Here is a 20,813-nt window from a genome sequence, read left to right on the forward strand (position 1 = left end):
CCCTCGAGCCGGTCGTCGGCGACGACACGGTGGGTGCCGTGGTGGCGACCCTGCTCGGACTGGACCGGTCGTACCTGGCGATCCAGGGGCCTCCCGGCACGGGTAAGACGTACGTCGGGTCGAACGTCGTCGCGACGCTCGTGCGCGAGCACGGGTGGCGGGTCGGCGTCGTCGGGCAGTCGCACGCGACGAGCGAGAACTTCCTCGACGCCGTCATCGCCGCGGGTGTGCCGGCGGAGCGGGTCGTGAAGCAGCCGAAGAGCGGTGCCGACGCCGAGGAGATCGAGGCGGCGGCGTGGACGCCAGTGAAGAACGGTGCGGCGATCGCGGCGTTCCTGCAGTCCTGCGCCGACACCGGTACCGGGGGGAGTCGTCGGCGGGACGGCGTGGACCTTCGCGAACGACGCGACCATCGGCCGGCGCTCCCTGGACCTGCTCGTCGTCGACGAGGCCGGGCAGTTCTCGCTCGCACCGACCATCGCCTCCGCGATCGCTGCCACTCGTCTGCTGCTGCTCGGCGATCCGCAGCAGTTGCCCCAGGTGTCGCAGGGCTCGCACCCCGAGCCCGTGGACGAGTCCGCGCTCGGCTGGTTGGCGGACGGGGAGCACGTGCTCCCGCCGGAGTTCGGGTACTTCCTCGCGCAGACCCGGCGGATGGAACCCGCCCTGACCGCGGCGGTGTCGGGGCTGTCCTACGACGGGCAGCTCGCGTCGATGGTTTCCGGGCGGCACCTGGACGGCGTCGCGGCCGGCGTGCATCCCGTCCCCGTCGTGCACGCGGGGAACACGACCTCGTCACCGGAGGAAGCGGCTCGGGTCGTCACCCTCGTGGCGGACGTCGTCGGGCGGACCTGGACGGACGACCGAGGCACGCGCGCGCTCACCGACGAGGACGTGATCGTCGTCGCGCCCTACAACGCGCAGGGTGCGGTCATCCGGGACGCGCTCGACCGTGCGGGCTTCAGCGGGACGCAGGTCGGGACTGTGGACCTGTTCCAGGGCCGGGAGGCGGTGGTCTCGATCACCTCGCTGGCCGCGTCCTCGGCAGCGGACATCCCGCGCGGGCTCGACTTCCTGCTCATGCCGAACCGGCTCAACGTGGCGCTGTCGCGGGCCAAGTGGGCGGCGTACCTCGTGCACTCGCCGGCGCTGACGACGGCGCTGCCGCCGTCGATCCCGGGGCTGGCGCTACTGTCGCGGTTCATCGAGCTGGTGGCGCCGCGGGGCTGACCGCCCGAGCGGCGGCCCGCCGAGGTCCGCCGGGCGCGCGGCGGATCACACCGCTCCTGCACCGCCTGTCGCCGCAGCCTGCGCCGCCAGGACCGACTTGACCGCCGGCGCGACCCAGTCACCCTCGGTGATGCGCCGGACGATGGCCCGGTCCACCTTGCCGAACTGCTTCCGGAGCGTGCCGGTGGCGTCGAGCAGGCCGATGAGGGCGGCGGTGAACGGCGTCGGGAGCAGCCTCCCTTCCAGCACGTCCGCGATCCCCGCGCGGAGGGCTTTCTCGGGGCCGCCGTCCCGTTCCGGGTAGACCGTCGACCGGAAGATGCCCAGGGCTCGTCGTTCTTCTCGGTCGAGGATGCCCCGCTCGGCCAGCCCCTCGAGGACGGCGATGCGGAGTGCGTTCTTGCCGAAGCGACCCACCCAGAACCCGGCCCGTCGCGACTTCGGTGTGGCGACGATCTCGGTGAACGGCCCGTCGAGCAGCGGATCGCCGGTCAGTGGTGCCTTCCGGGCGATGACGTGCGGGTGCTCGTACGTCAGGAGCCCGCGGAGCGCGAGCTCGCCGACGACCGCACCACCGAGCCCGACGGTGATGCCCTGCTCGGTCAGGCCGACCTTGCCGTCCGGGCGGACGAGCAGCAGCGCGAGCGCCTGCGGGAGGGTGAGTTGCTCAGCCATGTCCGAATGCTGCCACACGGAGGGACGCAGGACGACCGGGCCATCGCGCCGGTCACTCGCCTCCGCCGCCTCCTCCGCCGTCCCCGCCACCACCATCGCCGCCATCGGCGCCGTCGGCCCCACCGCCTGCCGACTGCGCCCGCTGCACGATGGTACGGACCGCCGCCGCGACCCAGTCGCCCTCGGTGATCCGGCGCAGCAGTGCCCGGTCCTGTGTCCCGAACAGGGGCCGCAGCGTCCGGGTCGCCTGCAGCAGGCCGATGAGCGCGGACGTGAACGGCGTCGGCTCGGCCTGCCCGCGCAGGACGGCCGAGACCTCGGCGCGCAAGGCCTTCGCGGGACCAGCGTCGCGCTCCGGCCACCGCACGGAGGGGAACACGGCGAGGAACCGTTTCTCCTCCCGCCCGAGGACGCCGCGAGCGACGAGTCCGTTCAGGACGGCCTCCCGGAAGCCGCGGTTCCCGAGCCGGGCGACCCAGCTGGTGGGTCGGCGCGGAGCCGGCGCTGTCTCGAGCAAGGTCAGGAACCCGTCGAGGGCGGGATCACCCGGAGGCGGGGCCTTGGCGACGATCACCCGGTTGTGATCGAGGGAGACCATGCCTCGGAGAGCGAGCTCGCCGAGCGCTGCTCCGGCGAGCCCGGCGTCGAGCACCTGTCCCGGGGGGGATCCTCCGCCCGTCGGACGCGACGAGCAGGAGCGCGAACGCCTGCGGCAGCGTGAGCGACGCGGGCATCAGGCGGGGTCGGACTCCGGGAGCTGACCGCCGCCGCGCATCCCTTCGCGCAGCCCGGCGATCACGTCGGCCTGCAGGAAGTTCGCCGCCTGGGCGCTCGTCGGGTCGACGACGATCCCGAACTCCTCCGGCAGCGCGGTGACGAGTTCGGCCATCGGCATGGCGCGTGCTTCCAGGCCCGGGAGGCTCGTCCGCAGTTCCGACGGGTCGGTGAAGACCGGGACGAACTGGCGCTCGCGGATGACGACGTGCGCGACGCTGCCGTCGGCGTCCTCGCCGTCGGTCTTCCACGGCACCCACGCGGCGCTGCCGAGGAAGCCCGCGGCCGACTCGCTCATGCGCCGTCGCAGCTCCCCGGCGTCGTTGGGTACCGCGTCCTCAGCACCCGGGCCGAAGCTCGACCCGGTCGTTCCGTTGGCGCTCATCGCGTTTCCCTCCACCGTCGTGTCACCGGCCATGGTGCCACGCAGGAGGGGCGGAACGGGTGGGGCGCGCCTCCCGTCAGGAAGGCGCGCCCCGGTGACCTGGACCGTGTGGGTCAGTACTTGGCGGACTGCCCACCGTCGATCGGGACGACCGCAGCGTTGATGTAGGACGCGTCGTCGAAGAGCAGGAAGGCGACGACCGCCGCGATCTCGGGGGGCCTCGCCGTAGCGCTTGGTGGGGTTGACCTGGATGAACTCCTCGGCGGCCTTGCGCGGGTTCTCGGCGTCGATCTGCTTCATCGAGTTCTCGACCATCGGCGTCCAGATCGCGCCCGGGGCGATGGCGTTGATGCGGATGCCGTACTGGCCGTACTCGACGGCGGAGTTCCGGGTGAGGCCGACGACGCCGTGCTTGGCCGCCGCGTAGCCGGACTGGTTGCCGACGCCGCGGATGCCACCGACGCTGGCGGTGTTGACGACCATGCCGGAGCCCTGTTCGCGCATCACGGCGAGGACCTTCTCGAGGCCGAGGAACACCCCGCGCAGGTTGATCGACACGACCTTGTCGAACTCGGCGGCGGTGAACGACTCGGTGAGGTTCTGCTTGCCCTCGATGCCGGCGTTGTTGAAGAAGCCGTCGATGCGGCCGAAGCGCTCGCGGGTGGCGGCGACGTACGCGTCGACCTGCGCCTCGTCAGCGACGTCGGCGATGGTGGTGAGGACCTCGGCGTCCGGAGCGGCTTCGACGACGGCGGCCTTCGTCGCCTCGAGGCCCTGCTCGGAGACGTCGACGAGGGCGAGCTTCGCGCCCTCGGTGGCGAGACGGACAGCGGTGGCGCGACCGAGGCCGGAGCCGCCGCCGGTGATGAGGACGACGCGGTCGCTGAAACGCGTGCTGGTGGAACTGGTGCTGGTCATGAGGGCCTCCTGCGGTCTTCGACGATGAAGGGCTCGGGGTCCGGAAGCGGTGCGCTGGTTCGCGGCACCGGGCGGCGAGTCCGGTCCGACGGGCGTCCGCCGGACCGGCTTTACGCTACAGGTGTTGTCTGACTGGGAGCGGTGCGACGAGGTCCCTCAGCAGGCGCTGAGCACCCGCTCCATCGCGTCACGCTCGGCCGGCACGACCCAGAGGCGGTACTCCGCCTTCACCGCGATCTGGTGCTCGACGTACTCGCAGCGGAACCCCTTCGCCGCGGGCAGCCAGGTCGCGGCGTCCGACGAGCGCTTCTGCGAGTTGGAGTGCCCGTCGACGGCGAACAGGTTCTCCGGGTCGTTCGCCAGCGCCTCGCGCTCGTCCTGCGTGAGCCGCTGCGCGCCCGTCCGCCATGCGTTCTCGAGGGCGACGACGTGATCGATCTGCACGAGGGTCGAGGTCGTGTTGCCCCGCACGAACGCGACCTCGCCGCCGGTGTAGGGGGGAGACGAGGTTCCCCGACATGACCTTGCACGGCCCCTGCCGGACGATGTCCGTCAGGTCGCGGGCCAGGACGTCGTTGCGGGTGTCGCAGCCGTTGTGGTCGACGTCGAGCCAGGCTGTGCCGAAGTCCGCCTCGCGGTCGTAGCCCGTCGCAGGTGCCTTCCCCTTCACGACGAGGGTGGCGAGGGTCGCACGGGCGGCAGCAGCCTCGGTGCTCCCGGCGTCGCCGCTGGCCGGACTGGAGGGTCGGCTCACTTCCGTCGGAGCGGCCGCCGGTGCCGAGGTGGTCGCTCCGGGCGCGGTCGGACGCGCCGTCGTCGTGATGGTCGGTTCGGCGCCGGTGCCGGTCCGGGTGCCGGTGCTCGTCGGCCCGCCTGCGGCGGCGTCGGTACCGCTTGCGAGGACTCCCGACGAGAGGAGCGCCCAGACGCCGAGGGCGACGACGAGGGTGACGATCGAGGACTGGACGGTGGTGCGGGTGCGGCGTCGGCGGGACGTCATGTGCGTGGTGCTCCTGGTGGTGCTCGTGGGACTCGTCGATCTTGGCGGAAGCCCCCGACACCTCCCGGCTCGCCGCTCCGCACACCTGGGTCCGGCCGTCGGCCGCGGGCGTAGCAAGGAACCATGACCGACTACGCACAACCGTCCGTGCCCGTCACCGGAGGGTCGATGCCGCTCCTCGGCTTCGGCACCTGGCAGATCGAGGAGCCCGACGCTCCCGCCGCGGTCACCGCCGCCCTCCAGGCTGGCTACCGCCACATCGACACCGCGACCGGCTACCGCAACCAGCGCGGTGTCGGGAAGGCGATCGCCGAGTCCGGCCTCGCCCGCGAGAACCTGTTCATCACCACGAAGCTCCCGCCGGACAACGCCGACCGTGTCCGGGAGACGATCGAGGAGAGCCTCGACCAGCTCGGCCTCGACCACCTCGACCTGTGGCTCGTGCACTGGCCGCCGAACGGGGAGGCCCGTCCGGACGTCTGGCAGCAGCTCGTCGAGGCGCAGCAGGCTGGCCTGACGAAGGCGATCGGCGTGAGCAACTACTCGCTCGACCAGATCGACGAGCTCATCGACGCGACCGGTGCGACCCCGGCCGTGAACCAGATCCGCTGGAGCCCGGTGGAGTTCGACCGTGCCGTGGCCGACGGCTTGCGCGACCGGGGTGTCGTCCTCGAGGGCTACAGCCCCTTCAAGGCGAGCAACCTGCAGGACCCGACGCTGGTCGAGATCGCCCAAGCGCACGACGCCGACGCCGCGCAGGTCATCGTGGCGTGGCACGTCGCCCACCAGTTCGTCGTCATCCCGAAGTCGTCGAACCCGGACCGCATCCGGTCGAACGCTGCCGGAGCGACGCTCGAGCTGAGCGCGGACGAGATCGCGCGGATCGACGGCCTCGGCAACTGACCGACCGCAGTACCGTCACCGGCCTGGTGGGACCCGCTCCCACCAGGCCGGTTCTCTGTCTGCCGCAGAGCCGGTGTCCGCGCCTCCGGACCCGACGTGCTCGGAGTCGAGGTCGTCGGCAGGTGCATCGACGACCGGGAAGTCCAGTCTCCGCGCGACGGCCGCGAGCTTCTTGTCGAGGGTCGCGATCGCGGAGCTCGCCCGCATCGCGACGGCCAGGACGGCCGCGTCCGGACCGCGTAACCCGTGCTCAGCGGTCAGGTGGGTCATCGTGCGCACCGCTTCGCCGTCGACGCCGATGAGGTGGACGCCCAACTCGGTCACGGCGGTGAGGCGGTCCTGGTACTCACCGTGCCGGGCGGCCCGGACCAGGACCTCCGCGAGGGTCATCGTGGACGTCGCGAATTCATCCCATTCGTGGGAGTCGAGGATGTCCACCGCAAGGGCATGACTGGCGTCTTTCCGGCTCAGCCAGGCGATCAAGATGTTGGCGTCGATCGTCAGCACTCGCCGGTCGTCCGCAGTCGCTCGAGGTAGCCCGGTGGGTAGTCTCCGGCGCCGTTGCCGGCGAAGAGACGGACGCGTCCTCCGTTCGTGAGGAGGATCTCGGTTGTGCCGGCGCCGAGGCGGCGGATACGTCCCGGGCCGGTGGTGGTAGCGAGGCGGTCTGCGGGCCAACGGTCGAGGTCGTCACCGACGCTGATGGCCTCTGTGGAAGGGCTTTCGAGCAGCATGGCGTGACGGTACCCATGCAGCACCGCCGTCGCCAAGAAGTACGAATGTCGTATTCCGGCCGCCTGTCACGCCAGCAGCGACCGGATGTCCTCCGCGCTCAACCCCTCGGCGAACAGCGCGTCGTCGTCGATCATCGTCGCGAACAGCTGCGCTTTCCGCTGCGCGAGCGCGAGCACCTTCTCCTCGATGGTGTCCTCCGCGATGAGCCGTGCGACCGTGACCGACCGGGTCTGTCCGATCCGGTGCGTCCGGTCGACGGCCTGGTTCTCGGCGGCCGGGTTCCACCACGGGTCGAGCACGAACACGGTGTCCGCTTCGGTCAGGGTGAGCCCGAAGCCGCCGGCCTTGAGCGAGATGAGGAACGCCGGGGCGGTGCCGTCCCGGAAGCGGTCGATGACGGCTCCGCGGCGCCGGGTGGACCCGTCGAGGTACTCGTACGCCACCCCGCGGTCGTCGAGGGCGGTCGCGACGATCTTGAGGAACGAGGTGAACTGGCTGAAGACGAGCGCCCGCCTCCCTTCCGCTGCGAGCTGTTCGAGTTCGTCGAGCAGCAGGTCGAGCTTGGCGCTCGGCACGTCGTCGTGGTCGTCGGACACGAGCGCGGGGGGAGAGCGCGAGCATCCGGAGCAGGGTGAGGGACCGGAAGACGATCATGCGGTTGCGGTCGAGGTCGTCGACCAGGTCGAGCACCTTGAGCCGCTCCCGGTTCAGCGTCGTCTCGTACAGGTCGCGGTGCGCCGGGTCGAGGGTGACGCGGACGACCTGTTCGACCTTCTCGGGCAGGTCCGCGGCGACGCTCTCCTTCGTCCGGCGGAGCATGAGCGGGCGGATCCGTCGTCGGAGCCGGTCGGTGAGCTCCTTCCGGGCGGCACCGCGGAGCTCGGGTGAGGCGAGGGGCTTCACGTAGTCCTCGCCGAACCGCGTCCACGACGACAGCAGTCCGGGCGCGACGATCGAGAACAGGGCCCAGAGGTCGGACAGCCCGTTCTCGAGCGGCGTCCCCGTCACGGCGATCTTGACCGGAGCGCGGAGTTCGGCGGCGACCCGGTGCGTCTGCGACTGCGGGTTCTTCACGAACTGCGCCTCGTCGAGCAGCAACGCCGACCAGTGCAGGTCGAGGTACGCGGCCGCGTCGAGCCGGAGCAGGGCGTACGAGGTCACGATGACGTCGGACGCGGCGGCCGCGCGTGCGACCCGGGCGGGGTCCTTCAGCGAGGTGGAGGCGATCGTCGTGACCCGCAGCGACGGCACGAACTTCGCCGCTTCGTCCGCCCAGTTCCCGACGACGGACGTGGGCGCGACGACGAGGAACGGGGGAGCCTCCGGTGCGGCTGCCCGACGCCCGGCGATCATCGCGAGTGCCTGCAACGTCTTGCCGAGGCCCATGTCGTCGGCGAGCACCCCGCCGACGCCGTGCTCGACGAGGAACGACAACCACGCGTACCCGTCACGCTGGTAGGGCCGGAGCTCGGCGTGGACGGTCTCCGGGACCGCGAGGTCGGCGGGCGCGGTCGCGTCGAGCAGGCGCCCGGCGATCTCCTGCCACCGCTCGTCGTGCTCGGTCTCGTCGGCGAGCTGGTCGAACTCCGCCCACAGCGCGGCCCGGTACGGCGTGACGGTGAGCGGCTGGTCGGGCTCCCACTCCTCGAGCTCGCGGGCCTCCTCGATGACCTCCTTGAGCCGGTCGAAGGCCGGATCCGCGAGCGACAGGTACGAGTTGTCGATCAGCTTGAGCCGCCGGTCCCGTTTCGCGAGCGCCCGGAGCAGCGGCGTGAACGGGATCTCCTTGCCGTTGACGCTGACGATGATCCCGAGGTCGAACCAGTCGTGCTTGTCCGACGGCATCGTCGTGACGCGGATGTGCGGTCGGCCGCTCAACCGCTCGTAGTCGACCCGCTCGCCCTGCACGACGACGCGGACGCCGTGGGCTGGCAGCGCGGGCAGCAGCTCGGTGGCGAGCACGGCGACGTCGGCGCCGTCGATCGTCCCGTCCTCGAACCAGCCGAGTCCGCCGCCGGGACCGGGTAGGCGCTCGGGGGGCATCGGTCTGTTCGGCGTGGTCCGCGTCCGGGACGGGAGGCCCGGACCGCTCCGCCGTGTCGTCGGACGTCCCCGACGTGGCCGGGTCCGACTCGTCCGCAGCAGGCGCCGTGGCCCGAGCCTCGTCGGCGGCGAGCACGCTGCCGAGGTCGGGCAGCGGTCCGTGCAGCGACACCGGGTCCTTCCGCCCGTCGACGCTCCACCGCCACTGCAGGTGGGCACGGTCGTCCGTCCGGGGAGCCCGCGCCGGCTCGAACGTCACCGTGAGCACGAGCTCCGGCGGGGTCCGTTCGGGCAGCTCGAGGGAGCCGTCCGAGCTGACGAGCCCGAGCGAGCCGCGGAGGCGCGGCGACCAGTCCGCCAGGAACTCGTCGACCTCGTCAGCGGGCACGGTGATCCGGGCAGCCTCGACGAGCATCCGCCGCTGGTCCTCGGGGACGGGCGACGGCGTCGGTGCGAGGGCGACGGAGAACTCCGGCGACTCCCGGAAGGCGTACACGCCGTGGTCCCCGACGACACGAGCGGCACCCTCGGCGACTGGTCGCCCGTCGATCACGGCGCTCGCGCCGATCACGAGCCCGTCGGCGGTGCGGACTGCGTCGAGCAGCACGCGGCCGTCCGTGCCGAGCTCGACCCCGCCCTCGCGCTTGCCGGTCACGAACGCGATGCCGAGGGGCCCGGCCTGCCGCAGCAACGGCCAGAGGAGCGGACTGCGGAAGTCGTCGAGGTGGATCCAGTCGCTCTCTCCGGGCAGACCGGCGAGCTGTCCGGCGCGGTGCAGCGCCGCGAACTGCATGAACCAGGCGTGCTGCTCGGGCTCGAGGCCGAGGCGGTTCATCGAGTAGGGGAGCGCACCCCAGGTCAGTTGTCCGCGCACCCAGTTGCCCGCCGCGCTCCGGCTCACCGGACGGACGCCGAGCCGCACCGCCCGCGAGGCGACCGGCAGGGTGCGGCCGGCTGCGCGGGCGCGGCCGGCGAGCCTGGCCGGGACCGCGTCGCGGAGTTCGAACTGGAGGCCCATCCCACCTGCCGCGCGAACGGTGCCGGACCCGACCGGGTCGTCGTCGTCGTCGCCGGCGAGGCGGGCGAGGTCGCGCCTCCAGTCCGGGGTCGGCGGGGTGGGCGCCTGTGTCCTCGGGCCGGCCTGCGCGGCGAGGGCCCGGGCGTTGATGGTGAGGAGCGCGGCGGCGACGTGCTTGCACTCGCCGCCGAGCGGGCACGTGCAGTGGCTGCGGACGGGGCGGACGAACTCGCCGCGGGCGATCGTCGTGTCGACCTGCACGTCGTAGGGGTCGTCGGCGCTGCCACTGACGGTCGCGGTGATCGAACCGTCCTCGTCGTGCCAGGTAGCGTCCTCGACGAGACCGGCGCGGACGACGTCGCGGGCCCGCCCGAACGTCTGCGGCCCCACGAAGCGGATGACGTCGACGGCGTCGATCATCGGAGCAGCTGGCACAGGGACATCGTGCCAGGCCCCGCCGACGCTCTGCCCCGTTCTGGGGACCTCACGGAGCCGCCGGAAACGAGAAGATGAATCATCATGCTGCAGTCACTCGTTTACATGAGCTCGGCCACCGAGCACTTCGACGGTCCCGCACTCGACGCCGTCCTGGAGCGCTCGCGTGTCCGGAACACCGAGGACGGGTTGACCGGCCTCCTCGTCTACCGCGAGGGTCGGTTCATGCAGCTCCTCGAGGGGCCGCACGACGCGGTGCTCTCGACGTACGGCCGGATCGTCGGTGACCCGCGTCACGACGAGGTCCGTCTGCTGGTGGAGGAGACCATCCACACCCGCCGGTTCCCCGAGTGGTCGATGGCCTTCAGCCGGGACACGGAGGTCGAACCACCCGAGGGCTTCAGTGACTTCCTCACCGGCGACACCAGCGCGGACGCGAGCAAGGCGCGTGAGCTGCTCCGGTGGTTCCGCAACCACCCGATGGCGGCGCCGACGGCCTCGCTGGGGAAGCACCGGCGCGACTGACACCGGCCGTCTGCGCCCCGACGACGAAGCCCGCCGGATTTGGTCCGGTGGGCTTCGTCGTCTGCTGTGCGGGTCCTGCAACCTGGCGGGCCGCCCGACGCGGTCCTGGTCCGATGGTTGTATCGGACCAGGACGGACGTCACTTGATGGACCACGCTCCGTCGGACTGGACCTGGATGACCGACGGTCCCTTGACCAGGGGTACGATCCCGGTCCACGGACCGATCTCGTTGACAACGAGGTTCGAGTAGCCCTGCGACAGCGGGGTCTGGAAGACACCGAAGTACCCCTCGCCGCGGTTGGTGATCCGGACGTTCCGCGCCTTCGCGCCGGACAGGTACACGTGGTCGCCGCGACCCGTCTTCGTGAGGAACGGCGCGCGGGACATCTGCTTGACGGTCAGGCTCCAGGCGCCGGTGCCCGTGACCCGGAATGCGCGGGTCGTCGTGAACGACTGGAGGCCGAACGCGGTCGTGCCGGAGTAGGCGCCGTAGTGGTAGACGGGCAGGTCGCCGTTCTGCTGGTTCGCGCTGTCCAGGCCCTCGATCGAGAACTCGGAGCTGCCACGGTAGGTCGCGATGATGATGCCGCTCTTCACCGCTGCGGGGGAGCTTGATGACCGTGCTGGTCTTCCCCTGTCTGGAGAAGCTCTCGAAGGTGCCGTAGGCCTTCTTGTACGGCGTGGTGTCCCCGGTGACTGCCTGGGCGGGACCGACGCCGACGACCGACGTGGTGATGACGGCGGCGACGATGCCGGCGATGAGCGCGAAACGGCGCATGGTTCTCCTTTGACAGATGCTCACCCGATTGTGGTGGGCGGTCTGTTGCCGGGGGAGTCCCCGTACGAGGGTGGGAGCCGGCCGCCGGTCAGCGCTGCTTCGCCAGCTCGCTGTGCTTCCGCGAGTAGCCGAAGTACACGCCGAGCCCGATCGCGAACCAGATCCCGAACCGCACCCACGTCTCCCACTGCAGGAACGAGACGAGCCACAGCGACGCCAGGACGCCGATCGCCGGGACGACCGGCATGAACGGCAGGCGGAACTGCCGGTCGAGGTCCGGCTGCCGGTAGCGGAGCACGATGACCGCGGTGCAGACGACCACGAACGCGAGCAGGATGCCGATGTTCGTCAGCTCGGCAACCACGCCGATGGGCAGCACGCCCGCCAGGACCGCCGACGCGATGCCGAGGATCCAGGTCACCCGGGTCGGGACGTGCCGCTTCGGGTCCGTCTTGGCGAACCACTTCGGCATGAGGCCGTCGCGGCTCATCGAGAACCAGACGCGCGAGGCACCGAGCATGAAGGTGACGAGGACCGTGACGATGCCGACGATCGCGCCGATCGCGATGACGTTCGCGATCCCGCCGAGGCCGACCGACGCGAACGCCGACGAGAAGCCGGACGCAGGGTCGATGTCCTTGTAGTCCTCCATCCCGGTCAGGACGAGCGTCGCGAGCACGTAGAGGACCATCGAGATCCCGAGGGAGAGCAGGATCGCCTTCGGCATGTGCTTCCGGGCGTCGGTGGACTCCTCGGCCGCGGTGGACATCGCGTCGTAGCCGAACACGGCGAAGAACACGGTCGCCGCCCCGGTCATGACGCCGCCGAAGCCGAACGGGAAGTACGGCGAGTAGTTCGCGCTGTCGATGTGGAAGACACCGAGCACCACGATGAGCACCACGAGTGCGACCTTGATCCCGACCGCGACGAACTCGAACCGGGCAGCGCTCCGGATGCCGCGGGTCAGGACGAACGCGGTGAGCAGGCAGAGCAGGATCGCGAAGACGTCGACGACGTGTCCGTCCCCGGTGCCCGGGGCGCCGAGCATCCACGCCGGCAGGTCGATGCCGAACTGGCCGACCAGGAAGCCCACGTAGCCGGAGATGCCGATCGCGACCACCGCCACGATCGCGGTGTACTCGAGCAGCAGGTCCCAGCCGATGAACCACCCGACGATCTCGCCGAGCACCGCGTAGCCGTACGTGTAGGCGCTGCCGGCCTTCGGGATGAGGCCGGCGAACTCGGCGTACGACAACGCGGCCGCAGCGCTGGCGACCCCGGCGACCAGGAAGCTGATGAGGACGGCGGGTCCGGCGACGCCGTTCGCGACCGTCCCCGCCAGCGTGAAGATGCCCGCGCCGATGATCCCGCCGATGCCGATCGCGGTGAGCTGCCACAGGCCGAGGTGGCGTTTCAGGCCGCCCTCGGCTCCGGCGTCGTCGTCGATCGTGTCGATCGGCTTCCGGCGGAACAGGGTGGAGGATCGCGGCGTCGGTGCCATGCCGCCATCCTGCACCCGCCGCGGCGGATCGGCACGCTCCTGGTGGACGCCGGGCGGGCGGCCCTCGCGACGCCGGCCGGGCCTCCCGTCAGCGCTGCGCGTACGGCCACCAGAACGGCGGCGGCAGCGCGCCGCCGGTGAGGATGACGAGTCCCTGGTAGGCGAGCATCCCCACGCCGAGCATCCCGAGGACGGCTGCGGCCCATGCCCACCGCCGAGCCGCGCGTCGGCGACGACCGATCCGGATCGCCCGCCACGCCGACAGCAGACCGAGTCCGCCGAACAGGAACCCGATCGCGAGGTGCCGTCCCACGTCCTCCGCCGGCAGGATCAGCCCCTGCAGGAAGGCGAACCCGGAGAGCAGCACGGCTGCGGTGGCGGGAGCGGCAGGGGGGTTCGTGGTCGCGCGCACGGGCCATGCCCCGACCGTAGCGGCAACGGGCGTCCCGTCGACGAGGCACGATGGACCCATGCGTTCCTCCGCCCGCGTGCTCCTGCGCCCCGTCCTCGTGCTCGCGGCCGCCCTGCGGTCGGTCCGCACGCGCCGCCGCCGATGACGTCGGGACACCCGGACGGCGGAGCCCGGCACGACGGCGCAGCCCAGGACGGCGCGGTCCTGGACGGCCGGGAGGCCCGGTCCGGTGGACGCCGCGGTCGTCGCGTCGCGGACGTGGTCGCCTCCGTCGTCCTGCTGGTGGTCGGGGCGCTCGCCGCGCTGACCGCCGGGTGGGGGGATCATGCTGCTCGCGCTCGGGTTCGGTTCGTGCGACGCACCGGGCAACCGCTGCAACGAGGGGCTCGGCGGGACGGTCGTGACGCTCGGGCCGGTGCTCGTCGCGCTGGTGTTCCTGGTGGCGGCCGTCGTCTGCGTGCTCCGGCTCGTCCGACGCCGGACGGCGTGGCCGGTCGCGCTGCTCGGCCTCGGGCTGGTCGTGGTGGTGTTCCTCGTGGCGCGGCTCGTCGTGGGCGGTACGGTGACGATCGGCATCTGAACGGGTTTTCCTGCACAGGGCCGTCGGACGTCGTGGTCGTCCACAGATCGGCCATCGGAGGGGTCCGTCGGCGGGTCGGACGGCGACGCTGAGGGCATGCCAGACACCGACGTGCTCGACCGACTCGAGCGAACCGCAGTCCGAACCGACGCCGACGTGGTGGACCTCGTCGTCGCCCTCCTCGACGCGCCCGTCCGGCGACAGTGCTGGGTGCTGTTCCTGGGCGAACGGGGCCTCCCCGTGCACCTGGTGATGCCGGTCGCCGACCTGCCCTACGAACCCGACGACCGGGTGCCGGACTTCGGCGCACTCGTCGAGGACGTGGTCGCGCAGGTCGGCGCCGCACAGGTGGTCCTCGCGTGGGAACGACCGGGGGGCGAGCGGGCTGTTCCCCGTCGACTGGGCGTGGGTCGACGCGATGGCCTGCACCCTCGCCGAGCACGGCGTCCGGCTGCGCGGGCAGGTCGTCGTGCACGAGGACGGGGCGTCGATGATCGAGCTCGACGACGACGAACCCGTCGACTCGGCCGCCTGACCTAGCCCTGGGGTGCGACGTCCGGCACGGTCTCGCCGGTCAGACCCTCGACCACGCGCTTCGCGGTCGGCCAGTACTTGGCGTAGTGGTCGGGGTCGGCGTTCACCTGCACCGCGTGCGCCATCTGCGTCGGCGTCATGGTCTTCCACCCGGGCACCTTGACGAGCTTCGCGTAGAACATCGACGCCGCCGTGTACGGGTCCATCCGCTGCTCGTACGTGCCCCACGCGCCGTTGTCGCGCTGCTGGAACAGTCCGCGGCTGTCCGGCCCGGCGGCGTCACCGTGGTCGATGTTCACGAGCCCGGACTCGCCGATCGCGGTCATCACGCCGACGGCCTGCGTGTGCGGTCCGATGCCGAGGGCGCGAGCGGCGCGGATGACCTCGGCGGCGTTCACCAGACGGTCCTGGCAGAACCCGCCGATCGGACCGGCCGGCACCACGACGCCGCCGACGGTCTTCGCCGGTGCTGCCGGGCAGGTGAGCGCCCGGGGCGTCGCCGAGGACGACGCCATCCCGGTCAGTGAGTTCACCGCGACGACGATCAGGACGATGACCCCGATGACGGCGGCGACGACACCGACGCCGAAGACCGACGCGAGTGCGATGCCGGCACGGCGCATGGGGTCGTTCCTCCGTCGGGGTGGGCGGGACGAGCGGCCGGGGAGCCGCTCACCACAGAGAGGCTAAGCGCTCCCGCTGGACGTGGGGCGTGCCGACATGCCCCCGGTTCGCGGCACTACCGTGGACAGCGGAGGGAACGATGGACACAGCGATGCAGGACCGGGCGCTCGGCGCCGTGCTGGCGAGTGCGTGCGGGGACGCGCTCGGAGCCCCGTACGAGTTCGGCCCGCCTCTGACCGCGGACCAGCCCGTCGAGATGCGCGGTGGTGGACCGTTCGGCTGGGAGCCGGGGGGAGTGGACCGACGACACGAGCATGGCGATCCCCGTCCTCGAGGCGGTCGCCAACGGTGCGCGCTGGAACGAGGCGAGGACCCACGGACGCCTCCTCGCGGCCTGGTCGGACTGGGCGCAGGACGCTCCCGACGTCGGCGCCCAGACCCGTGCCGTCCTCGGCCGGATGACCGCGAACACCGAGGAGGCCGCGAAGGCCGCCGCCCGCGCCGTGCACGAGCAACGCGGTCGGTCGGCGGGGAACGGTTCACTCATGCGGACGACGCCGCTCGTGCTCGGGTTCCTCGGCGACGGGGCCAAGCGCCCCCCTCGCCGTCGCCGCCCGTCGGGTGAGCGACCTGACGCACTACGAGGAGGACGCCGGTGACGCCTGCGTGCTCTGGACGGTGGCGATCCGGCACGCGGTCCGTCGTGGCCGGCTCGACGTCCGTCGCGGTGTGCCGCTGCTGCCGCGGGAGCGCCGGACCCTGTGGCTCGACCGGATCGCCGAGGCCGAGGCCTCCACGCCCGCGGACCACACTGAGCGCAACGGGTGGGTCGTCGCGTCGCTGCAGGCCGCGGTGGCGGCGATCACCTCCGGTGACGGCGTGGTCGACACCCTCGAACGTGCCGTCCGCGGTGGCGGGGACACCGACACCGTCGCGGCGATCACCGGCGGACTGGCCGGGGCGCTCGCCGGGGCGTCGGCGCTGCCCGAGCAGTGGACGGTCCTCGTGCACGGGTGGCCGGGCAAGCGCCTCGACTGGGTCCGGTCCCTCGCCGTCCGGGCGATCGACCGGACCCCCGGGCCGCTCGGCCTCCCCGCCCGCCGGAGCTGACCCCGGTACCGCGCGCGTCCCCGCTCGACGGGCCACCCTGGCCGTCGGGCGGGGACGCGCCTCGCCGCTCGGTCAGTGGTGGTCGTCGCGCGGGTCGCGCTGCACCGCGGTCGGCTCGGTCACGAGCCCCGTCGGCGCCTTGTCCGCGACCTTCCGCCCGTGGGTGAACCACGTCACGAGCCAGAGCACGACGCCGAGCGCGAGCAGTGCGCCGGCGATCTGGTACTGCTCCGCAGCACGACCGGACGAGAACGGCAGCACGAGCCACAGGCAGGCCACGACACCGATCACCGGGAGGACGACCCCCCGCCCGGAAGTGCTTGTGTCCGACCCGGTCCCGCCGCAGCACGAGCACCGAGGTGTTCACGACCGCGAAGACGGCGAGCAGCAGCAGCGAGGTCGTCCCGCCCAGGATCACGACGATCGGCGACTCCGGGTCGAGCGAGACCCATCCGATGAGCAGCAGCGAGATGACGGTCGTGAAGACGATCGCGGTCGACGGGGTCCGGCGGGTGGGGGGAGACCCGACCGAGGAAGCGCGGGAGCACGCCCTGCTTGCTCATGCCGTAGAGCAGCCGGGACGCCATCATCATGTTGATGAGTGCGGTGTTCGCGACGGCGAACATCGAGATGAACGGCAGGATCGACCCGATCGGGAAGTCCGGGGCCGCGGTCTGCACGACGGTCACCAGCGGCGTCTCGTTGCCGGCCAGCTCGCCGATCGGCACGACGGCCACGGCGCAGATCGACACGAGGACGTAGATGACGGCCGTGATGCCGAGCCCGGTCAGCATCACGCGGGGGGAAGATCCGCGACGGGTCCTTCGTCTCCTCGGCCATGTTCACCGAGTCCTCGAACCCGACCATCGCGAAGAACGCCAGCGAGGTCGCCGTCGAGACGCTGAGCAGCAGGCTCTTGTCCTCCGGCGTCTCGAACATCACGACCCGCGAGAAGTCCGCGTTGCCGCCGGCGATGGCGTAGAAGCCCACGAGGATGACGAGCACGAGGCCCGAGAGCTCGACGAGCGTGAGCACGACGTTCGTCTTCACGGACTCGCTGACACCGCGGAAGTTCACCGCCATGACGGCGAGCATGAAGGCCATCGCGATGAGCATCACCACGACGTTCGGCAGCTCGAGCCCGAACCCGACGCCGAGGTTCGCCGCGAAGGCACGGGACGCCGTCGACGCCGACGTGATCCCCGAGCACATCACGATGAAGGTGACGATGAACGTCACGAAGTGGATGCCGAACGCCTTGTGCACGTACAGCGCGGCACCGGCGGTCTGCGGGTACTTCGTGACGAGTTCCAGGTACGAGAACACCGTGAGCAACGCCACCGAGAAGGCGATGAGGAACGGGAGCCACGCGGCCCCGCCGACCTCTGCGGCCACCTGCCCGGTGAGCGCGTACACGCCGGTGCCGAGGATGTCGCCGACGATGAACAGCAGGAGGAGTTTCGGACCGATGACACGGCGGAGCTCGGTCTGATGCCCCGCGTCGTGTTCGGCCTTCGTGGTGGTCGCCATGCCCCACCCTGTTCCTGCTGACCGCTTCCTGTCCAGTCCCACAGGGAAATCAGCCGAGTCGGGCACGTGCAGCCGCCCCTCGGTACGCTCCCTGCATGGACGAGGAGTCGACGACCACCGAGGAACCCATCGAGTTCGCGGACTTCAACGCGAAGCTGCTCGTGCTCGACGCGCTCTGCTACGACCTGGACGTCATCGAGCCCTACGACGGGGACGACGACGAGGAGACGGTGGTGGACGAGGACGACGTTCCGGGACAGGACGACCGGGCGCGTGCGTACTACGACGACCTCGACCTGCTGCCGTCGCAGCTCGACCTGGTCACCGAGCTGACGGTCGACTCGGACCTCGAGGTCCTGCAGGACGTGCACCCCGGGTGGGACGGCTCCGACGACCGCTACGACCCGCAGAACTGGGACGACGTCATCGACCTGCCGGCCCTGCGCATCGTGTACGCCGCTGCTCCGCTCCCGGCGCACGTGTCCGAGGCGCTCGCCGCCAAGGGTGTGGACGTGCGCTCGGCGTAGTCCCTCAGCGGAGCTCGGCGAGCTGCGCGGTGAACTCTGCCGCGCCGCCCTGGGCGGGGTGCCGCACCGCGATCGCGTCGATGCCCGCGGCGGCCAGCGCACCCTGCGCCTTCCGACCGACCGCCACGAAGCGTCGTGCCCCGACGGCCTCGGCCAGGGCCAGTGCGACCGGAGCACCGTCCCGCACCTCGCTCGGACGCGGTGTGCGGTTCGTCAGCCGGTCCGGCGCGGCGAACGGGTGGTGCGGGAACACCGCCCAGAGCACCGGCAGGGGGCCGTGCCACCCGCGCAGGGCTGCGTGCACCACACGGGATGACGCCTCCCACGGTGCGGTCGGGTCCTCGGGCACCGCGAACGGGACGTCGGCGAAGAGCCCGTCCGGGTCCTGCAGTTCGCGCATGCTCGTGAAGGGCACACCGGTGTTCGTCATGCCGCGCCACCCGGGCGCCTCGGCGACCAGGATCGTGTCGGCCGCCGGGCCGAACCGCCGGAGGTAGCGGTCGAGGTTCGCCCGACGCAGCACCCCGGCCCCGCTCGCACCGGCACCAGCGCCGACGCGGTCACCCCCGCCCACGGCAGTCCCGCCCACGGCAGCCCCGGTGCCGTCGTCGAACAACCGCTCGGCGTCCGCCGCTGCCGGCACCGCGTCGAGCGCCGCCCAGAACGCGGCCAGGTCGATCGGTGCAGGCTCGGGCGTCACGTCGCCTCAGCGCCCGAGCACCCGCAGGTACACGCGCTCCAGGCCGACCGCCGATCGGTCCCAGCTCAGCCGCTCGGCGTGCTCACGACCCGCAGAGGACAGTGCGGCGGCGTACTCCGGCTCGGTCAGCACCCGCTGGATCTCCGCGGCCCACACCGCCGGGTCGCGGGACTCGAGCACGACCCCGGTCTCGCCGTCGAGCACCGCTTCGCGCAGCCCCCCGGCAGCGGCCGCGACGACCGGGACACCGGACGCCGAACCCTCGAGCGCCACGAGCCCGTACGTCTCCGAGTGGGACGGGACGAGCACGGCCGCTGCCCCGCGGAACAGGAAGGCGAGGTCGGCGCGCGACTGCGGCCCGATGAAGGTGACCCGGTCGGCGATGCCCCGCGACTCGGCGAGCCGACGCAGTTCGGCCACGTGGTCGCCGGCCTCGCTCGACGCGTCCCCGGCGATGACGAGGGTGGGACGGGCCTCCCGGTCGATGCCGGCGATGGCCTCGATCGCCAGGTCCAGGCCCTTGAGCGGTTGCACGCGTGCAGCGGCGACCACGTACGGCGCGGTCGCCCGGCGGGCACCGACGCCAGCCGGACGGAAGACCGACCCGTCCACGCCCGGCGGGACGATCCACACGCGCGACGCATCACCGCCGAGCCGTGTGCGGACGGTCTCGGCCTCCGCCTCGCTCACGACGACGACCGCGTCGGACTCCCGGGCCAGGCGCTGCTCGCCGGCCATCCGGCCGGCGGACTCGGGTCGTTCGCCCTCGGACAGCGGCGTCTCCGCGTCGGCGGCGATCGAGTGGAAGGACTGGACGTGCGGGACGCCGCGGTCACGGGCGACGGGGAGCGCTGCGGCACCGGAGAACCAGTGGTGCGAGTGGAGCACGTCGAACGGTCCGAGTGCGGCGAGCCCGTGTCGGAACGGTTCGATGAAGGCGTCGTGTTCGCCCTTCGGCACGGGCTGGGCGGGCCCGGCGGACAGGAACCGGAGGCACACGCCGGGGACGAGCGCGACCGAGTCCGGCTGCGTCGGCGACGAGCGTCGCGTGATGATGTCCACCTGGTGGCCGCGGTCGGCCAGGGCCTCGGCCTGGTGCCGGACGACGACGTTCATGCCGCCGACCTCGCCGGAACCGGGTTCGTCGCCGGGGGGAGGTGTGCAGCGAGACGAGCCCGATGCGCAGCGGTTCGGTCGTCGTGCTCACCGGACCAGCCTAGCGAGCGGGTCGCTGCGCCTCCCGCGCCGGTGCGACGAGGGCCGGCAGCCGTCCGGCGGTGTCGCGCGGGTCGGACGGGGAGCCGTCATCGCCTCCGAGCACCTGCACCCGTCGGTCGCCGTGCCGCTCCCAGAACGCCGCCGTCCAGGCGCAGAGGACGCCGTCCAGCAGGTCCTCCCGGTGCTTGTGCGTCGGTCCGTGCAGCACCGACGGCTCCGCCAGCGCCCGGGTGCGCGGATCGCCGTCGAGGTCGAGCGGCGGGTCGAGCGGCCTCGTGCGGACGCGCCGGACCAGTTCGTCGAACGCCTCGGCGCGGCGCTGACGGGCGACCGCCGGCGGCACCGACGGGGCGAGCCGCTTGTACCGGGGGCGTTCGTCGTCGTAGCCGAACTCCTCGACGCCGACGAGGGTCGTGTACGGGTAGCACTCGAAGACCGCCGGGCCGCTGCGGGCGCGCATGCTCGCGGTGTCGCTGACGTAGGTGATGCCGAGCGCGGTGAGCCGGTCGAGCAGGCGGGCGCCCGCGCTCGCGGCCGAGGCGAGGCTCGTCGGGTTCGCGGCGACCCTCCATCGGCCGTAGCGCTGGCCGACCTGCCGTTCCACCTGGCGCATGCCCGTCGGGTTCGTGACGACGAGGGAGGCGTCCACGGCGACGA

Annotated in this window: 22 protein-coding genes and 3 pseudogenes; 9 read left to right on the top strand and 16 right to left on the bottom strand. The window is 72.0% G+C overall.

Going from position 1 to position 20,813, the window contains the following annotated elements; translation table 11 throughout:
• Positions 1-654 precede the first annotated feature (654 nt).
• Complete coding sequence (locus DEJ15_RS08470) at positions 655-1,230, top strand: AAA domain-containing protein (protein ID WP_349814872.1); 576 nt, start codon at positions 655-657, stop codon at positions 1,228-1,230.
• 45 nt (positions 1,231-1,275) lie between these two features.
• Here the strand turns inward: DEJ15_RS08470 and DEJ15_RS08475 are convergent, their stop codons facing one another.
• The 4 genes from DEJ15_RS08475 to DEJ15_RS08500 all read right to left on the bottom strand — a co-directional run bounded on the left by DEJ15_RS08475 (position 1,276) and on the right by DEJ15_RS08500 (position 4,453).
• On the bottom strand, positions 1,276-1,905 hold the full coding sequence (locus DEJ15_RS08475) for a GOLPH3/VPS74 family protein (protein ID WP_181419606.1): 630 nt from the start codon (positions 1,903-1,905) through the stop codon (positions 1,276-1,278).
• Positions 1,906-1,957: 52 nt separating this feature from the next.
• Positions 1,958-2,557: a GOLPH3/VPS74 family protein gene (locus DEJ15_RS08480; protein ID WP_284176158.1), complete on the bottom strand. Its 600-nt coding sequence runs from the start codon at positions 2,555-2,557 to the stop codon at positions 1,958-1,960.
• An 81-nt stretch (positions 2,558-2,638) separates the two neighbouring features.
• Positions 2,639-3,982 carry an SDR family NAD(P)-dependent oxidoreductase gene (locus DEJ15_RS19445; RefSeq protein ID WP_502866155.1) on the bottom strand — a complete coding sequence of 448 codons (1,344 nt, stop codon included), beginning with the start codon at positions 3,980-3,982 and terminating at the stop codon, positions 2,639-2,641.
• 156 nt (positions 3,983-4,138) lie between these two features.
• The gene (locus DEJ15_RS08500; protein WP_284176159.1) at positions 4,139-4,453 is read right to left on the bottom strand and encodes an HNH endonuclease family protein; all 315 of its coding nucleotides are present in this window, start codon (positions 4,451-4,453) and stop codon (positions 4,139-4,141) included.
• Between the two features lie 652 nt (positions 4,454-5,105).
• Between DEJ15_RS08500 and DEJ15_RS08505 the strand changes: the two genes are divergently transcribed.
• The gene (locus DEJ15_RS08505; RefSeq protein ID WP_110826093.1) at positions 5,106-5,885 is read left to right on the top strand and encodes an aldo/keto reductase; all 780 of its coding nucleotides are present in this window, start codon (positions 5,106-5,108) and stop codon (positions 5,883-5,885) included.
• A 15-nt stretch (positions 5,886-5,900) separates the two neighbouring features.
• Here the strand turns inward: DEJ15_RS08505 and DEJ15_RS08510 are convergent, their stop codons facing one another.
• From DEJ15_RS08510 to DEJ15_RS08520, 4 genes and pseudogenes are all read right to left on the bottom strand, one after another.
• Complete coding sequence (locus tag DEJ15_RS08510) at positions 5,901-6,392, bottom strand: type II toxin-antitoxin system VapC family toxin (RefSeq protein WP_181419604.1); 492 nt, start codon at positions 6,390-6,392, stop codon at positions 5,901-5,903.
• A gap of 293 nt (positions 6,393-6,685) precedes the next feature.
• A complete protein-coding gene (locus DEJ15_RS18235) occupies positions 6,686-7,216 on the bottom strand; it encodes a DEAD/DEAH box helicase (RefSeq protein ID WP_349814873.1) in 531 nt (176 codons plus the stop codon).
• 85 nt (positions 7,217-7,301) lie between these two features.
• Positions 7,302-8,054 (bottom strand): annotated as a pseudogene (locus tag DEJ15_RS18240) (DEAD/DEAH box helicase); the annotation flags it as partial.
• Between the two features lie 13 nt (positions 8,055-8,067).
• A complete protein-coding gene (locus tag DEJ15_RS08520; RefSeq protein ID WP_284176160.1) occupies positions 8,068-10,071 on the bottom strand; it encodes an SWIM zinc finger family protein in 2,004 nt (667 codons plus the stop codon).
• Between the two features lie 129 nt (positions 10,072-10,200).
• Between DEJ15_RS08520 and DEJ15_RS08525 the strand changes: the two genes are divergently transcribed.
• A complete protein-coding gene (locus tag DEJ15_RS08525; protein WP_110826090.1) occupies positions 10,201-10,641 on the top strand; it encodes a BLUF domain-containing protein in 441 nt (146 codons plus the stop codon).
• A 139-nt stretch (positions 10,642-10,780) separates the two neighbouring features.
• Here the strand turns inward: DEJ15_RS08525 and DEJ15_RS08530 are convergent, their stop codons facing one another.
• The 3 genes from DEJ15_RS08530 to DEJ15_RS08540 all read right to left on the bottom strand — a co-directional run bounded on the left by DEJ15_RS08530 (position 10,781) and on the right by DEJ15_RS08540 (position 13,333).
• Positions 10,781-11,239 carry a hypothetical protein gene (locus tag DEJ15_RS08530; protein ID WP_284176161.1) on the bottom strand — a complete coding sequence of 153 codons (459 nt, stop codon included), beginning with the start codon at positions 11,237-11,239 and terminating at the stop codon, positions 10,781-10,783.
• A gap of 269 nt (positions 11,240-11,508) precedes the next feature.
• On the bottom strand, positions 11,509-12,921 hold the full coding sequence (locus DEJ15_RS08535) for an amino acid permease (RefSeq protein ID WP_110826088.1): 1,413 nt from the start codon (positions 12,919-12,921) through the stop codon (positions 11,509-11,511).
• A gap of 88 nt (positions 12,922-13,009) precedes the next feature.
• Positions 13,010-13,333, bottom strand: coding sequence for a hypothetical protein (locus DEJ15_RS08540; RefSeq protein WP_284176162.1), 324 nt, complete (start codon positions 13,331-13,333; stop codon positions 13,010-13,012).
• Between the two features lie 325 nt (positions 13,334-13,658).
• Between DEJ15_RS08540 and DEJ15_RS08545 the strand changes: the two genes are divergently transcribed.
• Entirely contained in the window at positions 13,659-13,913 is a 255-nt protein-coding gene (locus tag DEJ15_RS08545; RefSeq protein ID WP_284176163.1) for a hypothetical protein, read from the top strand.
• A 96-nt stretch (positions 13,914-14,009) separates the two neighbouring features.
• Positions 14,010-14,453: a hypothetical protein gene (locus tag DEJ15_RS08550; protein WP_284176164.1), complete on the top strand. Its 444-nt coding sequence runs from the start codon at positions 14,010-14,012 to the stop codon at positions 14,451-14,453.
• Here DEJ15_RS08550 and DEJ15_RS08555 read toward each other — a convergent pair.
• Entirely contained in the window at positions 14,450-15,070 is a 621-nt protein-coding gene (locus DEJ15_RS08555) for a hypothetical protein (protein ID WP_110826084.1), read from the bottom strand. The two genes, DEJ15_RS08550 and DEJ15_RS08555, sit on opposite strands and share 4 nt — an antisense overlap.
• 152 nt (positions 15,071-15,222) lie before the next feature.
• Here DEJ15_RS08555 and DEJ15_RS19450 point away from each other — a divergent pair.
• The 3 genes and pseudogenes from DEJ15_RS19450 to DEJ15_RS08565 all read left to right on the top strand — a co-directional run.
• Positions 15,223-15,309 (top strand): annotated as a pseudogene (locus tag DEJ15_RS19450) (ADP-ribosylglycohydrolase family protein); the annotation flags it as partial.
• 28 nt (positions 15,310-15,337) lie between these two features.
• Complete coding sequence (locus DEJ15_RS08560) at positions 15,338-15,730, top strand: ADP-ribosylglycohydrolase family protein (RefSeq protein WP_284176185.1); 393 nt, start codon at positions 15,338-15,340, stop codon at positions 15,728-15,730.
• Positions 15,693-16,181 (top strand): ADP-ribosylglycohydrolase family protein, encoded by a 489-nt coding sequence (locus DEJ15_RS08565; protein WP_284176165.1) that lies wholly within the window; start codon positions 15,693-15,695, stop codon positions 16,179-16,181. Before DEJ15_RS08560 ends, DEJ15_RS08565 begins: the two co-directional genes overlap by 38 nt.
• A gap of 72 nt (positions 16,182-16,253) precedes the next feature.
• Here DEJ15_RS08565 and DEJ15_RS08570 read toward each other — a convergent pair.
• Positions 16,254-17,711 (bottom strand): annotated as a pseudogene (locus DEJ15_RS08570) (APC family permease).
• Between the two features lie 95 nt (positions 17,712-17,806).
• Between DEJ15_RS08570 and DEJ15_RS08575 the strand changes: the two are divergent.
• Entirely contained in the window at positions 17,807-18,238 is a 432-nt protein-coding gene (locus DEJ15_RS08575; protein ID WP_110826081.1) for a DUF6892 domain-containing protein, read from the top strand.
• A gap of 4 nt (positions 18,239-18,242) precedes the next feature.
• Here the strand turns inward: DEJ15_RS08575 and DEJ15_RS08580 are convergent, their stop codons facing one another.
• The 3 genes from DEJ15_RS08580 to DEJ15_RS08590 all read right to left on the bottom strand — a co-directional run bounded on the left by DEJ15_RS08580 (position 18,243) and on the right by DEJ15_RS08590 (position 20,805).
• Positions 18,243-18,938 carry a uracil-DNA glycosylase gene (locus DEJ15_RS08580; protein ID WP_181419602.1) on the bottom strand — a complete coding sequence of 232 codons (696 nt, stop codon included), beginning with the start codon at positions 18,936-18,938 and terminating at the stop codon, positions 18,243-18,245.
• Positions 18,939-18,944: 6 nt separating this feature from the next.
• Positions 18,945-20,054 carry a glycosyltransferase gene (locus DEJ15_RS08585; RefSeq protein ID WP_284176166.1) on the bottom strand — a complete coding sequence of 370 codons (1,110 nt, stop codon included), beginning with the start codon at positions 20,052-20,054 and terminating at the stop codon, positions 18,945-18,947.
• Positions 20,055-20,154: 100 nt separating this feature from the next.
• Positions 20,155-20,805 (bottom strand): DUF429 domain-containing protein, encoded by a 651-nt coding sequence (locus DEJ15_RS08590; RefSeq protein ID WP_284176167.1) that lies wholly within the window; start codon positions 20,803-20,805, stop codon positions 20,155-20,157.
• Positions 20,806-20,813 lie beyond the last annotated feature (8 nt).

It is taken from the genome of Curtobacterium sp. MCJR17_043, assembly GCF_003224315.2.
Classification (GTDB): domain Bacteria; phylum Actinomycetota; class Actinomycetes; order Actinomycetales; family Microbacteriaceae; genus Curtobacterium.